Origin of the sequence: Arthrobacter sp. FW306-06-A (assembly GCF_021870055.1) — a bacterium.
Lineage (GTDB): Bacteria > Actinomycetota > Actinomycetes > Actinomycetales > Micrococcaceae > Arthrobacter.
The window spans coordinates 2,743,725-2,757,473 of the sequence record NZ_CP084552.1; the positions used below are offsets into that span (position 1 = coordinate 2,743,725).

General features: G+C 66.6%; 15 protein-coding genes. 3 read left to right on the forward strand and 12 right to left on the reverse strand.

Going from position 1 to position 13,749, the window contains the following annotated elements:
• Positions 1–5 precede the first annotated feature (5 nt).
• The 5 genes from mutM to coaD form a co-directional block, all read right to left on the reverse strand.
• Positions 6–974: a bifunctional DNA-formamidopyrimidine glycosylase/DNA-(apurinic or apyrimidinic site) lyase gene (gene mutM, locus LFT49_RS12825; protein ID WP_236798668.1), complete on the reverse strand. Its 969-nt coding sequence runs from the start codon at positions 972–974 to the stop codon at positions 6–8.
• 5 nt (positions 975–979) lie between these two features.
• Positions 980–1,708, reverse strand: a complete 729-nt coding sequence (gene rnc / locus LFT49_RS12830; protein WP_236798669.1) for a ribonuclease III — start codon at positions 1,706–1,708, stop codon at positions 980–982.
• Positions 1,709–1,728: 20 nt separating this feature from the next.
• Positions 1,729–1,932 (reverse strand): 50S ribosomal protein L32, encoded by a 204-nt coding sequence (gene rpmF / locus LFT49_RS12835; RefSeq protein WP_009356569.1) that lies wholly within the window; start codon positions 1,930–1,932, stop codon positions 1,729–1,731.
• A gap of 36 nt (positions 1,933–1,968) precedes the next feature.
• Complete coding sequence (locus tag LFT49_RS12840) at positions 1,969–2,493, reverse strand: YceD family protein (protein ID WP_236822036.1); 525 nt, start codon at positions 2,491–2,493, stop codon at positions 1,969–1,971.
• Between the two features lie 122 nt (positions 2,494–2,615).
• Positions 2,616–3,116, reverse strand: coding sequence for a pantetheine-phosphate adenylyltransferase (gene coaD, locus LFT49_RS12845; protein WP_236798671.1), 501 nt, complete (start codon positions 3,114–3,116; stop codon positions 2,616–2,618).
• Positions 3,117–3,159: 43 nt separating this feature from the next.
• Between coaD and LFT49_RS12850 the strand changes: the two genes are divergently transcribed.
• Together LFT49_RS12850 and LFT49_RS12855 are read left to right on the forward strand one after the other, a co-directional pair.
• On the forward strand, positions 3,160–4,389 hold the full coding sequence (locus tag LFT49_RS12850) for an aminotransferase class I/II-fold pyridoxal phosphate-dependent enzyme (RefSeq protein WP_237428449.1): 1,230 nt from the start codon (positions 3,160–3,162) through the stop codon (positions 4,387–4,389).
• Positions 4,389–5,177, forward strand: a complete 789-nt coding sequence (locus LFT49_RS12855) for a spermidine synthase (protein WP_237428450.1) — start codon at positions 4,389–4,391, stop codon at positions 5,175–5,177. Before LFT49_RS12850 ends, LFT49_RS12855 begins: the two co-directional genes overlap by 1 nt.
• On the opposite strand, the gene rsmD is transcribed toward LFT49_RS12855, so the two are convergent.
• The 4 genes from rsmD to thiL are packed head-to-tail and all read right to left on the reverse strand — an operon-like array spanning position 5,174 to position 10,158.
• On the reverse strand, positions 5,174–5,803 hold the full coding sequence (gene rsmD, locus LFT49_RS12860) for a 16S rRNA (guanine(966)-N(2))-methyltransferase RsmD (protein WP_237430515.1): 630 nt from the start codon (positions 5,801–5,803) through the stop codon (positions 5,174–5,176). The two genes, LFT49_RS12855 and rsmD, sit on opposite strands and share 4 nt — an antisense overlap.
• A gap of 42 nt (positions 5,804–5,845) precedes the next feature.
• Positions 5,846–8,113, reverse strand: coding sequence for an ATP-dependent DNA helicase RecG (locus tag LFT49_RS12865; protein ID WP_237428451.1), 2,268 nt, complete (start codon positions 8,111–8,113; stop codon positions 5,846–5,848).
• Positions 8,103–9,089 carry a DAK2 domain-containing protein gene (locus LFT49_RS12870; protein ID WP_237430516.1) on the reverse strand — a complete coding sequence of 329 codons (987 nt, stop codon included), beginning with the start codon at positions 9,087–9,089 and terminating at the stop codon, positions 8,103–8,105. Before LFT49_RS12870 ends, LFT49_RS12865 begins: the two co-directional genes overlap by 11 nt.
• A gap of 22 nt (positions 9,090–9,111) precedes the next feature.
• A complete protein-coding gene (gene thiL / locus LFT49_RS12875) occupies positions 9,112–10,158 on the reverse strand; it encodes a thiamine-phosphate kinase (protein ID WP_237428452.1) in 1,047 nt (348 codons plus the stop codon).
• Between the two features lie 69 nt (positions 10,159–10,227).
• Here thiL and LFT49_RS12880 point away from each other — a divergent pair, with 69 nt between their 5' ends.
• Positions 10,228–10,731 (forward strand): DUF3515 domain-containing protein, encoded by a 504-nt coding sequence (locus LFT49_RS12880; protein ID WP_237428453.1) that lies wholly within the window; start codon positions 10,228–10,230, stop codon positions 10,729–10,731.
• 49 nt (positions 10,732–10,780) lie between these two features.
• Here the strand turns inward: LFT49_RS12880 and LFT49_RS12885 are convergent, their stop codons facing one another.
• The 3 genes from LFT49_RS12885 to LFT49_RS12895 are packed head-to-tail and all read right to left on the reverse strand — an operon-like array spanning position 10,781 to position 13,748.
• A complete protein-coding gene (locus LFT49_RS12885; protein ID WP_236798677.1) occupies positions 10,781–11,929 on the reverse strand; it encodes a D-alanine--D-alanine ligase family protein in 1,149 nt (382 codons plus the stop codon).
• A 2-nt stretch (positions 11,930–11,931) separates the two neighbouring features.
• Positions 11,932–12,981 carry an NAD(P)H-dependent glycerol-3-phosphate dehydrogenase gene (locus LFT49_RS12890; protein ID WP_237428454.1) on the reverse strand — a complete coding sequence of 350 codons (1,050 nt, stop codon included), beginning with the start codon at positions 12,979–12,981 and terminating at the stop codon, positions 11,932–11,934.
• A complete protein-coding gene (locus LFT49_RS12895) occupies positions 12,978–13,748 on the reverse strand; it encodes a lysophospholipid acyltransferase family protein (protein WP_236819897.1) in 771 nt (256 codons plus the stop codon). The genes LFT49_RS12890 and LFT49_RS12895 overlap by 4 nt, the downstream gene beginning before the upstream one ends.
• Between the last annotated feature and the right edge of the window lies 1 nt (position 13,749).

Sequence of the window (13,749 nt, forward strand, 5' to 3'; positions counted from 1 at the left end):
GGCCGCTACCAGCGGCCGTTGCGGGGCCGCGGCTGGCAGACGGGGCAGGTGTGGGAGGAACGGTTCATGAACTGGTCCCGGCGGATGGTCGCATTGATACCCGCTGCGGCGCACCTCCTGCAGGGCTCGCCCTGCCGGCCGTAGGCATTGAGGGACCTGTCAAAGTAGCCTGAGGCGCCGTTGACGTTGACGTACAGCGAATCAAAGCTGGTCCCGCCTGCTGCCAGGGCATCGAGCATTACCTCGCGGGCGCTGTCGAGGACGCGCTGGGCTTCACTCCTGCGCAGGGTGTCGGTGGCCCGGGCGAAGTGCAGGCGGGCACGCCACAGTGCTTCGTCGGCGTAGATGTTGCCGATGCCGGACACCAGTCCCTGGTCCAGCAGCGCCCGCTTCAGCCCCGTTTTGCGCTTGCGGAGGCGCTGGTAGAAGACGTCAAAGGAGAAGGCAGGGTCCAGGGGGTCCCTGGCAATGTGTGCTGCTTCCTCTGCAATCAGGGGAAGAGGGGATTCCGCCAGGCCGCCTGGTCCGCCGTCGTCAGTGGGTACCAGCGTGGTGACGAAGAGGCCGCCGAAGATCCGCTGGTCCACGAACCGCAGTTGATCCGGCATCCCGTCCCGCGGGCTGAGCCGGAACCGGACTTTAAGGTGCTTTTCATCGGGGACGGCTGGGTCCTGCATCAGCAGCTGCCCGCTCATGCCCAGGTGCGCCATAAGGGCAACGTGGGGCAGGCAATCGGTCTCCGGGGTGTCCAATCCGGCAGCAGAGCTGTCCACCAGCGGCATCCAGAGGAACTTTCCCCGGCGCACGACGTCGGAGACAGTGGCACCTTCGAGGTTGCCGATGAAGTCCCCGACGCCAAGGGCATGGCGGCGGATGGAGCGTGGGTCGAGGACTTCAACATCACGGATGGTCCTGCCGCGGACCCAGTTCACCAGGCCACGGCGGACAACCTCCACCTCGGGCAGTTCGGGCATGGACGCTACTGGGCGGCCACGGAGCTTGCGCCGGTACTGGAGGCCTCCTGGGCCCCAGCGCCGGAAAGCACCCGCCACGCGTCTGCCGCGGCTTCCTGTTCCGCTTCCTTCTTGGAGTGGCCGGAACCCTTGCCGTAGGCGGTTCCGCCGATATTCAGGACAGCGGTGAAGGTGCGGGCATGGTCAGGCCCGGAACCCTCCACTGCGTAGTGGATGCTGCCCAGCTGCCGGCTGGCTGCGAGTTCCTGGATACTGGTCTTCCAGTCGGTGCCGGCGCCCAGGACGGCGGCATCCTTCAGCAGCGGACCAATTAGCCGCATGACCAGTTGGCGCGCCGTCTCGATGTCGTTCGAGACGTAGGTGGCCCCGATCAGGGCTTCCATGGTGTCCGCCAGGATGGAAGCCTTGTTCTTGCCATGGGTGAGCTTCTCGCCCTGGCCAAGATAGATGAATTCCCCGATGCCCAAGCTGCGGCCGATGCCGGCAAGCGCACGGGTACTGACGACGGCGGAGCGGCGCTTGGCGAGTTCGCCCTCGGGCAGGTTCGGGTTGTCCCGGTAGAGGGCGTCGGTCACGGAGAACCCCAGGATGGAGTCGCCCAGGAACTCGAGCCGCTCGTTGGTGGGGATGCCGCCGTTCTCGTAGGCGTACGAACGGTGCGTGAGCGCAAGACGAAGCGTCCCGGCGTCAATAGAGACACCGAGACGCTTCAGAAGCTCTTCAGTTGAAGACATCAGTCAGCCTGTTGGGCCGATTAGACGTCAGCGACCTTGCGGCCCTTGTACTCAAGGAACAGCGCGGTGCCAGCAGAGTCGGTAACGACCTTTGCCTGGTGCGGCAGGCTGTAGGTGACCTGGCCGTTCTCAACGGTCTTCACCAGGTGAGGGGCGGTCGCCTTCCACTGCGAGCGGCGGGCGCGGGTATTCGAGCGAGACATTTTCCGCTTGGGAACAGCCACGGCTAACTCATTTCTCTCTAGACAAACACGTACAAATCAATTTTGCCGGTCAGGCTTAGCCATATCAGCTAGGGCAGCCCAGCGAGGATCCAGGACCTCGTGGTGGTGCCCCGGCTCGTCTTCCAGGCGAGCTCCGCATTCGGAGCAAAGGCCCTGGCAGTCTTCCCGGCACACCGGCTGGAACGGCAGATTGGTGACAACCGCGTCCCGCAACACCGGTTCAAGATCGATTACATCGTGCTCGACTCGACGTTGCTCTTCATCTTCTTCTCCGTCCGAGAACTCAGCGCCCTCGTAGAAGAAAAGTTCTTGCACATTGACCTCAAGGTCATACGCAAGGGGATCCAGGCATCGGCCGCACTCGCCGGTTACTTCAGCGACAACGGTTCCTGATACCAGAATTCCTTCGTGTACGGCCTCAAGCCTCAGGTCGAGCTCGACATCCGAGCCTTCCTGAACACCAATAAGCGCCACACCAAGATCACCCGGTGCGGGTACATGTTCCTTCAGCGTCCGCATGCTTCCCGGGCTGCGCCCGAGGTCCTTGACGTCGAACGCCAGGGGCGAACCAGCATCTCTGTTAATGAGAACTCCTGTTGAACATATGACCGACGTACCATCTTAGCCTGAAGAGCCATGGTGACTCAAACCGGCAGGAGGCAGCGCCGAAGTACCGATCCAGCCTACCGCCTTGGCTGCTGATCCGCCGAAGGCTCGCCGGCAACCATACGGCGGTGCACCGACCGGGGCACGTAGTCCGTGACGCTGCCGCCCAGGACCGCCACCTCTTTGATCAGCGTGGAGGACAGGTGGACGTAGCTTGCTTCGGCCGGGAGGAAAACTGTCTCCACTCCGCTCAACTGGCGGTTCATGGTGGCCATCGGAAGCTCGTAGTCGAAGTCCGACGATGACCTCAGTCCCTTGACGATGGCGGACACACCCCGCTGGCGGCAATACTCGGCCAGGAGGCCCTCGCCCACCGGCTCCACCACGATGCCCTTGAGGGACGCGAGGGTTTCGCGCGCCATCTCCAGCCGTTCCTCGAGGCTGAACATGTACTTTTTCGCGTAGTTGGTGGAGATGGCCACGATGACCTCGTCGAAAAGACCCGCAGCCCTTGCAATGACTTCAAGATGGCCGTTGTGGATGGGGTCGAAGGATCCGGGGCACACAGCGCGTCGCATGCTTCGAACCTACCCCATGGAAAGGCCGGGATAACATGACTGAATGCATCCACCACGGGAACTTTCCACCCCCCTGGCACCTGCTCCCTGGCAGCGGACAGCGCTCGGAGCCAACCTCCTCGCTCCGGACGGCGGCCTGGGCGTCACCATCTTCGAGGAGATGACCACCCTGGCCGTCCAGACCGGCGCCATTAACCTGGGTCAGGGCTTCCCGGATGAAGACGGGCCGGCAGAAATCAGGGAGGCCGCCCGGGCAGCCATCGCTGCAGGGGCCAACCAGTACGCACCCGGCAAGGGGCTGCCCCCACTTCGGGAGGCGGTGTCCGCGCACCAGGAACGCTTCTATGGGCTGGCGCCGGACCCCGCAACCGAGGTCATTATCACCACCGGTGCCACCGAAGGGATCGCTGCGTCCCTCCTGGCGTTTGCCGGACCCGGCGACGAGGTCCTGACCTTTGAGCCGTTCTACGACTCCTACGGCGCGGTCATCGGCCTCTCGGGCGCCACGCACGCCACCGTGCCCCTGGCCGCGCCCGACTTCCTGCCCGACCCTGCGGCACTGGAAGCTGCCTTTAATGAGCGGACGCGGGTGGTCCTGCTGAACAATCCGCACAATCCCACGGGCGCCGTTTTCCCTGCGGAGATCCTGCAGCGCGTGGTGGACCTTGCGCAGAAGCACGACACCATCATCATCAGCGACGAGGTGTACGAGCACCTCACCTTCGGCGTCCGCCACACGCCGGTGGCGGCGCTTCCGGGAGCCGCAGGCCGGACCATCACCATTTCCTCCGCCGGCAAGACCTTTTCCCTGACCGGCTGGAAAATCGGCTGGTTGAGCGGTCCCGAGGAACTGGTCTCGGCCGTCCGCACGGTGAAGCAGTTCCTCACCTACAGTTCGGGCACTCCGTTCCAGGCCGCGATCGCCACGGGCCTGGCCCTGCCGGACGATTTCTACACCGGCATCGCCGCCGCCCTGGAACAGAAGCGCGATATCCTCAGCGCCGGGCTCCGGGCCGCGGGCTTTGACGTCTTCACCCCCAAGGGCACCTACTTCGTCAACGTGGACACGGCGCCGCTGGGCATCACGGACGCCCTGGACCTCGCCCGGCGGCTGCCCGCACTGGTGGGGGTGGCCGCCATCCCCGTTCCGGTGTTCTGCCATCCGGAGGGAGCCGAACGCACGCGAAGCCTGCTCCGGTTTGCCTTCTGCAAAAAGACGGAGGTCCTGGAGGAGGCTGCCGCCCGGCTGGCAACGCTGCGCGGCAGGCTCTGATGCCCGGCGGCAGTGGCGGGGCCATCAGCAGGTTCCTCCGGACAACAGGCCAGCATGCCACCATCGAACCTGACGCGTTTACTGATGGCGCTTATGTCCTCGCCATCGGCGGAGCCGAACAGTCCCACGTGAACCTGGACCGCCCGGCGGAGATCTTCTATGAGTACCTCCGCAGGATCGGGCATCTGGTGGATCTCGCGGCACCGCCGGGAGAACCCATCAGGGCCCTGCACCTGGGAGCAGGGGCGCTGACCCTGGCACGGTACATCCAGGCCACCCGCCCCGGTTCCATCCAGTATGCAGTTGAGCTGGAACGTGAACTGCTCGACTTTGTCCTCAGGCACCTGCCCATGCCTGAGGGAACGGACCTCACCACGATCATCGGCGACGCCCGCGAGGCACTCGCCGCGCTTGCTCCGGACCTTACGTTCGACGTCGTCATTTTGGACATCTTTTCCGGTCCTGAAGCACCGGGCCACATCGCCACCAGCGGCTTCTACCGGGAGGCCAGACACCGCTTGCGCCCGGACGGGCTGCTTATTGTCAACGTCGGCGACGAAGCGGCCCTCACGCTGGTCAGGAGCCAGGTGGCCGCGATGCGTGAGGCCATGGCCGATGTCGGCGCCTTCGCCGAAGCGGGGATGTTTGAGGGCCGGTACCCGGGCAACATTATCCTGGCGGGCACGCAGGGCCCCTGGCCGGAAGCCTGGACGGCCGAACTGACCGCGCGGGGCCCGCACCCGGCGCGGGTCCTGGCCGGGGTGGACCTGGACCCCTTCTCGGGCTAGGCCCGCAGGGAATCCGGCCCGTCCGTCCCGGGCAGGTCCTCGGCGGCGATTGCATCGGGCACGAACGGCTCCGCGTACCACAGCCGGGTCTCCCCGTACTTCTTCTCGGCGAACCTGGTCAGGCCCTGCGGCCACCCCGGTTCAGGGGAGCGGGAGGAGCGTTCCACTACGACGACGGCGCCCGGGGCCAGGTGCCCGGCGAGTTTCTCCAGCACCCCGGACAGCCCGGCCTCCTCCAGCGGGTACGGCGGGTCCAGGAACACCAGGTCCCATGCCGTGGCCTCGGGGGCGCGGTCGAGGAAGGGCTCCACCCGGGCGCGGTGCACGGTCACCGCCTTGCGGCCCAGAACACCGTTGATCAGGTCCGCGTTCCGCTGGCACACGCCGCTTGCCTTGGCATCGGATTCCACCAGGTCCACCGTCAGGGCTCCCCGGCTGCCGCTTTCCACACCCAGCGCGCCAGAGCCCGCATACAGATCCAGCACGCGGGAACCCGCGATCACATCGAAGGCATCGAGGCGGGAAAACAATGCTTCCTTAACGCGGTCAGTGGTAGGCCTGGTCAGGGATCCCGGGACCGCTGTCAGCGGAGTGCCGCCCGCCGCACCTGAAATGATCCGGGTCACCGCGACCACCGCGATCCGCCGGCGCCCTGCAGGCATTGGTTGCTAACCGCGTTCAAGGAACGCCTCCTTCTCGGGGTTGAGGTACTTCTCGATGGCATCGGCAAGTTCGGGGTGGGCGGACAGCAGCGGATCCTGGCCGACGATGGCCTGGGCGTCTTCCCTGGCGCGGGCAATGATGTCCTCATGCTCAAGGACCCGCAGCAGCTTCAGAGTTGACCGCCCGCCTGACTGGGAAGCGCCCAGGATGTCGCCTTCGCGCCGGAGCTTGAGGTCCTCCTGCGACAAGACGAAGCCGTCCGTGGTGGCGGCGACGGCTTCGAGCCGTCTCCTGCTGGGGTGGCCCGGTTCCAGGGCAGTGACCAGCAGGCAGGTCCCGGGCAGGCCGCCGCGGCCAACGCGGCCGCGGAGCTGGTGCAACTGCGAGATTCCGAACCTGTCGGCGTCCAGGATGACCATCAGGGTGGCGTTGTGCACATCCACGCCTACCTCGATCACCGTCGTGGAGACCAGCAGCTTGATGCGGTTGGCAGTGAACCCGGCCATGGTGTCCGTTTTCAGCTCCGGGTCCTGGCGCCCGTGGAGCGGGGCCAGGGCAACCCCTGCCAGTGAGGGTTCGGCCAGCAAATAGTCCACGACGCCGGTGACCGATGCGAGCTCCCGTCCCTCCTCCGCCTCCAGGCCCGGAGGCGCAGCCTCCCCCGGGCTGAAGTCGCCGTCGTCGTCCGTTCCGATCTTGGGACAGACCACGTACACCTGGTGGCCGGCGTCGATCTCCTCCCGCGCGCGGGCCCAGATCCGTCCCGCCCAGGCGGGGTTCTCCGCAAGGCCCACGAGGTGGGTAGCGATGGGGGCCCTGCCCTTGGGCAGTTCATCGAGGGTGGAGGTTTCGAGGTCGCCGAACACGGTCATGGCCACGGTCCGGGGAATGGGTGTGGCGGTCATGACCAGCAGGTGCGGCGGCTTCCGGGCCTTGGCCCGCAGGGCGTCGCGCTGTTCCACGCCGAAGCGGTGCTGTTCGTCCACGACGATCAGGCCGAGGTCGTAGAAGGACACGTTGTCGCTGAGCAGGGCGTGGGTTCCGACGATGATTCCCGCCGTCCCTGAGGCGGCATCCAGCAGGGCCTGCTTCCGGGCCGCGGTGGGCATGGAGCCCGTCAGTAGAGTGACCTGCACGGAAGACCCGCCGCCGGCCAGCCCACCCAGGAGTCCGTCGCTGGACAGCGGGCCAAGGGTGCGGCGGATGGAGTCGTAGTGCTGGGCGGCGAGCACCTCGGTGGGTGCCAGCAGCGCGGCCTGTCCCCCGCTGTCCACCACCTGGAGCATGGCCCGGAGTGCCACGACGGTCTTGCCGGAGCCCACCTCGCCCTGCAGCAGCCGGTTCATGGGCGCGTCCTGTGCCAGTTCCGTTGCCAGCGTCTTCCCGACGGCGGCCTGGCCGGCTGTGAGGGTGAACGGCAGGTTTTGGTCGAACGCGGACAGGATCCCGTCGTTGACGGGGCGCCGCGCGGTGGCTTCCTCGGCGGCGAGTTGGGCACGGCGGCGGGCCAGTGCGGACTGCAAAACCAGGGCCTCCTGGTAGCGGAGCCGGTCCCTGGCGCGTTTCCAGTCAGACGCTGTTTCAGGCGCATGGATAAGCCGGTAGGCGTCGGCCACGGGAAGGAAGCCCTCCCGGTCTGCCACTGCGGGGGGAAGCGGGTCCGCCAGAGAGCCGAGGTCAGCGGTCTCCAACAGCGTGGCGATCACCTTCTGGATCTTCCAGCTGGGGAGCTTGGCGGTAGCCGGATACACCGGAATCGGCATGGCTGCGAGTTTCTCCGGATCATCACTGCCCGGCGCGAAGGGGTCCTCGTCCAGGATGAGGAAGTCCGGGTTGGTGAGGCCCAGTTGCCCTTTGAACCGGGTGACTTTTCCTGAGAACAGGGCGCGCCGGCCCTGAAGGAGTTCAGCTTTTGCCTTGTAACCGTTGAAGAAGCTGATCTTCAGCGTTCCCGGCACCTTGCCGTGGTAGTCCTGGCCTCCCACCAGCCGCAGCCCCTGCTGCCCGTCGTCGTCGGAAACTATGACGTCCGTGATGGTTCCGCGGCGTGCCTGCATGTGCCGGGTGCTGCTGGACAATACCCGGGCGATGAGGGTGACTTCCTCGTCAAGCGGAAGCCCGCTGATGGGTGTCAGTTCACCGCGGGTCAGGTAGCGGCGGGGAAAGTAGTTAAGCAGGCCTTCGACGGTGGTGATGCCGAGGTGTTTCTCGATGACCGCGGCGGACCGCTTTCCGATCCGCCGTTCAAGGGCCAGGTCCAGCTCAGCGTTCATGCCCGCCGGTATTCACCGCATCCACGGCAGCGTCCCGGGGAAGCGCCAGCTCGCTGATGCTGATCTGGGATGGTTCACCGAGGGACCGGATGATGTCCACGGCGGGGTTTGGTTCCGGGACGTGGACGTGGACCCGCCACCGGTAGTTGCCGTCGGTGTCCGGGCCGCTGCCCACCTGGCTCATGATGACGGACTCGCCGATCTCGTCGAGCCGCTGCCGCAGGGTGGCGGCGTTCAGGGGCGAAAGGGTGATGGTGCACATGACTTCCACGCCGTCGTCGTCCGGCATGGAAGCGTGGATGTGGGGATCGGAGACGTCGTAGCCGTGCAGTCCGTCGAGGAGTTCGTCCTGCAGTTCCTGGCCCATCACGGCGGAGCGAAGGCAGTCGAGGATCAGCAGCATGCCCACGCCGCCGGCATCCACCACCCGGGCGGACTGCAGCGCATCGAGCTGCTCCTCCGTGTGGACCACCGCGGCCAGCGCTCCCTCCACCGCGGCGTCGAGGGTGAGGCCCAGGGCATGGTTGCTGTCATCGCCGTCCTGGCCGGCGTCGACGGCTGCTGCAGCGCGGGCTGCCGCTTCCATGACCGACAGCATGGTTCCGGGAACGGGGTCGCTCAGGGCGGACCAGGCGCGGATCTGGGCACGGTTGAGGGCCGCGGCGAGGAGCGTGGACGTCATCCTGGTGTGTCCGGCCAACGGCTCGGCCGCGGCGCAGAGGAACACCGAAAAGAGCGTTCCGGAGTTTCCGCGTGCCTCCTCCATGGCTGCCTGCCCTGCGGTGGCGAGGACTTCCCCGACGTCAACCGGGGCGGGCTGGTCTTCGCCAAGCACCAGGGAACGGGCCGCAGCGCGGACGGTGAGGTACAGGTTGGTGCCCGTATCGCCGTCAGCTACCGGGAAGATGTTGATGGCGTTCAGCCGGTCGCTGTGGTTGCCGAGGGCAGTTTCAGCCTTGCCCAGCCACCTCTTCATCGCCAGCGCGTTGGCGGCAACCTTAGTGTGCAAAGTGATCCCATCCCCCGGTGCCCGCGGCCGGACCCGCTGTCAAGACGCCCGGGCCATCGTCGGTACCGAGTGCATGTATCGAGCCTAGCGCAGTGAATCCGGGTGGCAGCTGAACATCGGCAGGGAATGTGGCCAGCAGCCCGTGGTCCTCACCGCCACCCAGCACCCACTGCTCAGGATCGGCTCCCAGCAGGGCGGCCGCAGGAACCAGGACCTCCGCCAGTTCGGCCAGGCGCGCGGGATCCAGGGCGACGGCAACGCTGCTGGCTGCAGCCAGCCTCCTGCCGTCGCGCAGGAGCCCGTCCGAGATGTCGAGCATTGCCGTGGCCCCTGCGGCGCGGGCTGCCGGACCCGCCGCGAGCGGCGGACGCGGGCGGCACTGCAGGTCCAGGAAGACTCTTTCCGCCGGGCCCAGTGTGTCCGCCGGAATATCCGCTTCCAGCAGGGCCAGCCCCGCAGCCGCATGGCCAACCGTGCCGGCCAACGCCAGGACGTCCCCTGGCTGGGCGCCTGACCGGAGGACTGGCCGCCCGCCGTCGAGCGTTCCCAGCACCGCCACCGTCACCGATATTTCACGACCGCGGCCCAGGTCCCCGCCGGCCACGGAACAGCGGACTGCTCCGAGCTCCCGGATTCCGGCCGTGAGGCCGTCCGCCAGGTCCTCCACCCAGCTCACGGGCGTGTCGACGGGAAGCGTGAGGCTGACAACCATGGACGTGGCTTGTGCGCCCATGGCATTGATGTCGCTGAGGTTTTGCGCGGCTGCTTTCCATCCGACGTCGAATCCGGTGGTGCGGTAGCCGTTGGGCCACAGGAGCCGGAAATCCTGGTCCTGGACCTGGGTATCGATGCTGATGACCGTTTTGCCGTCCGTGGCGGCGACGATGGCGGCGTCATCCCCAGGTCCCAGCAGTGTGCTGGCGGTGTGCCCGGCCTCCATGCGCAGGCGCGGAAAGATCCGGGCCAGCAGGTCGGCTTCGGAAAGGCCGTCGACGGTGGGCTGGCGGTCAACGCGGTTACGGAGGTCTTCAGGCACGCCACTACGCTACCGCGCCGGACTGACATTGTGTCCGGGCGGGCACTGCGGCGGCGATAGGCTGGAAGCATGCACCACCACCACCTGCCCCTGTCCGCCCGCGCCGCCAGGATGGCGATGGTTGGAGCGGTGGCCGCCCTTTCCCTGACCGCCTGCTCACCGCCAGTGGACGTCACTGCCGCCAAGGACGCGGCCAACCCGGCGTGTGCGCCGATGATGCTGGCGCTGCCTGATTCCATTGGCGATTCAAAGCTGCGGAAGACCAACAGCCAGGCCACCGCGGCGTGGGGGGATCCTTCGCTGGTCATCCTGCGGTGCGGAGTCAACGTGCCGGGGCCCACCACCGACCGCTGCGTGACCGTTAACGGCGTCGACTGGGTCATCAAGGAAGGCGACCCGGTGTGGACGCTGACCACCTACGGCCGGGAGCCTGCCACGGAAATCCTGATGGACCCGGACAAGATCAGCTCCGCGACTGTGCTCGCGGACCTGGCGGCAGCGGCAGCGAAGGTCCCTTCCGTCCGGAACTGCGTGGGCCAGGAAGACCTGCAGAACCTGCCAAAGAGCCAGTAGGTTCCGGCAGGCCACCCACCGTGGGCCCACGCCGGCAGGGTCCCCGGGATCAGCGGAGTCCGGTCTTGCGGTTCAGGGCCAGGTAGATGAGTTCATCGATCAGGTCGGCGTAGCCCAGGCCTGAAGCCGCCCACATCTGCGGGTACATGCTCTTGGGCGTGAAGCCGGGCATGGTGTTGATCTCGTTGATGATCAACTCACCCTCGGGCGTGTAGAAGAAGTCCACCCGGCTCAGGCCCTCGGCACCGACGGCATCGAATGCGGCGGCAGCGAGCTCACGGACCCGGGAGATCGCTTCGGCAGGGATGTCGGCCGGGCAGCTCAGGGCCGCGGCGTCATCCTCGACGTACTTGGCGTTGAAGTCGTAGAACTCGTGCGTTCCCCCGGATACGGAGATCTCCCCCGGCATGGAGGTCCGGGGCGCGTCGGTGCCCCTGCCTTCCAGGACGGCGCACTCGATTTCGCGTCCCACGATCCCGGCTTCGATCACGAGCTTCAGGTCGTGGCGGCGGGCTTCTTCGATGGCGGCATCCAGGTCGTCCAGGGAGTCAACCTTCGAAATGCCCATCGAGGAGCCCGCACGGGCCGGCTTGACGAACACGGGGAACCCGAGCCGGTCCACCTGCTTGCGGACGGACTCGGGGTCCCGGCGCCACTGCCTGTCGGTGACCACGACATAGGGGCCGACGCGGAGTCCGGCAGCTTCGAAAACCACCTTCATGTAGTGCTTGTCCATGCCGACCGCCGAGGCAAGGACCCCCGCGCCGACATACCGGGTGTCGGAAAGCTCAAGGAGTCCCTGGATGGTGCCGTCTTCGCCGAACGGGCCGTGCAGCAGCGGGAAGACCACATCCACGGCGCCCAGTTCCTGCGGCACCTGGTTGGGCGACGCCACAATCAGCTGGTGTTCCCCGCCGATCTCGGCCAGGGTGACGGTCTCCGACGAGGGCACGACCTCGGGGAGGGCTGAGGCCGACAGGGACCACTGGGCCGTTTCCGCCGGGGCCAGGACCCATTGGCCGGTCTTGGCAATCCCGATGGGAATTACCTCGTACTTGTCCTTGTTAATCGCGCCCAGGACACCGGCGGCAGTCACACAGCTCACCGCATGCTCGCTGGAGCGGCCGCCGAAGAGCACCGCAACGCGCGGTTTCCTGTTGGGTGCCGTTTCCCCGGGGGTGTTTGTGTCGTGGGACATGGTCAGTAATCGCCTTCAGGTTTCAATTCCCGGGACAGCAGAACCGGCCCCAGTTGGTCAACGGACAGCTTGCCTGCCAGCACCGCAACCACGGCGGCAGTAATGGGCATTTCGACGCCGAGCTTGCCGGCGAGTTCGTGGACGGCCTGGCCCGACTTGATACCTTCGGCGGTCTGGGTCATCTTGCGGCCCACCTCCTCCAGCGTCAGTCCCTGGCCGAGCAGCCTGCCGGCGGTATGGTTCCGGGACAGTGCGGACGAACAGGTTGCGACGAGGTCGCCCAGCCCGGCGAGCCCGGCCATGGTCTTGGCCTCTCCACCCAGCGCCAGCGCGAGGCGGGATGTTTCCGCCAGCCCCCGGGTGATCACCGAGGCCTTGGTGTTGTCCCCCATCTGCCTGCCCTCGCAGATGCCCACGGCAAGTGCGATCACGTTCTTGACGATGCCGCCGATTTCGACGCCGACGACGTCCGAAGTGGTGTAGGGCCGGAAGTACGGAGCGGTGCAGGTCCTGGCCAGCCAGCCGGCGGTGGCGGAGTCCGTGCAGGCAACGACGGACGCCGTGGGCTCCTCCCGGGCAATTTCCATGGCGAGGTTGGGTCCGGAGACGACGGCGATGCGTTCCAGCGGCAGGTCCAGTTCCTGGCTGATGACCTCACTCATCCGGGCGTCGGTTCCCAGCTCAAGGCCTTTCATGAGGGAGACGACGACGGCACCCGGGGCGATCATGGCCTTCCACTCCCGCAACTGCGGACGCAGTGACTGGGCCGGAACGGCGATCACCACAAGTTCGGCTCCCGCCAACACCTCGCTGACGTCGGTAGACGCTGTGATGTTTTCTGGCAGGACGATGTCCTTGAGGTAGTCGCTGTTGCGGTGGCTGGTGTTGATCTCCTCCACCACTTCGGCGCGCCGGCCCCACAGCTTGATGGCACGAGGCGTTCCCGTGGCGATGGCTGCATCTGCGAGGATTTTCGCGAACGTGGTCCCCCAGGACCCCGCGCCAAGAACGGCGACCGTGCGGGCCGCTCCCGGCTTTGCGTCAGCGGTCACGGAGCTTCCGTTCCTGCACCGTGCTGCTGTCCGCGTTCCACGAACCGCCCCTGCTTGGCCTGCTGTTGCTTGGCCGGGTCCCACCGTTCCGCCGGCGGCTGCTCACCGCGCAGGCTCGCAAGGAGCCCCGTGATCGCAGCCATGATGACTTCCGTGGCCTCCGCCAGCGTTGCCTTGTCCAAGGGACGTCCGTCGAACGCGCTCAGGTCCACAGGGTCCCCCACCAGTACCCGTGATCGCTTCCGCGGGAACAGGTGGAAACGCTTGCCGTACCTGGGGAACACCTCGTGGGCACCCCAGTGGGCGATGGGCACCACGGGGATTCCGCCTTCGAGGGCCAGACGTGCAGCGCCGGTATGCCCCTTCATGGGCCACAGGTCGGGATCACGCGTCAGCGTGCCCTCGGGGTAGATGATGATGGCACCGCCCTCAGCCACGATCTCCTGGGCCACCTGCAGCGAACGGTTCGCTCCCGCCGTCGAACGCTCCACCGGCACCTGCTTGGTGGCTCTCAGCAGCGGGCCCAGGCCGGGGACCTTGAACAGGGACGCCTTGGCGAGGAAGTGCGGGGCCCGTCCCTGGTTGTACAGCATGTGGCCCACCACCAGGGGGTCAATCTCCGTGCAGTGGTTGGGCGCGGCGATGAAGCCGCCCGCGGGAAGTTTTTCGGTTCCCTCCCACGTCTTGGACATCATGAGGTTCAGCAGCGGCCGGGCGATGCCGGCGATGAACACAAATGTGGCCCTGCTCTTGGCAGATTCCTTCACA

Coding starts and splice junctions, on each gene's coding strand:
- LFT49_RS12865 (WP_237428451.1), bottom strand. CDS start 8,113: ATGAACGCTGAGCTGGACCTGGCCCTTGAACGGCGGATCGGAAAGCGG.
- LFT49_RS12885 (WP_236798677.1), bottom strand. CDS start 11,929: ATGTCCCACGACACAAACACCCCCGGGGAAACGGCACCCAACAGGAAA.
- LFT49_RS12870 (WP_237430516.1), bottom strand. CDS start 9,089: ATGAAGAGGTGGCTGGGCAAGGCTGAAACTGCCCTCGGCAACCACAGC.
- rnc (WP_236798669.1), bottom strand. CDS start 1,708: ATGTCTTCAACTGAAGAGCTTCTGAAGCGTCTCGGTGTCTCTATTGAC.
- LFT49_RS12880 (WP_237428453.1), top strand. CDS start 10,228: ATGCACCACCACCACCTGCCCCTGTCCGCCCGCGCCGCCAGGATGGCG.
- LFT49_RS12855 (WP_237428450.1), top strand. CDS start 4,389: ATGCCCGGCGGCAGTGGCGGGGCCATCAGCAGGTTCCTCCGGACAACA.
- mutM (WP_236798668.1), bottom strand. CDS start 974: ATGCCCGAACTGCCCGAGGTGGAGGTTGTCCGCCGTGGCCTGGTGAAC.
- LFT49_RS12850 (WP_237428449.1), top strand. CDS start 3,160: ATGCATCCACCACGGGAACTTTCCACCCCCCTGGCACCTGCTCCCTGG.
- coaD (WP_236798671.1), bottom strand. CDS start 3,116: ATGCGACGCGCTGTGTGCCCCGGATCCTTCGACCCCATCCACAACGGC.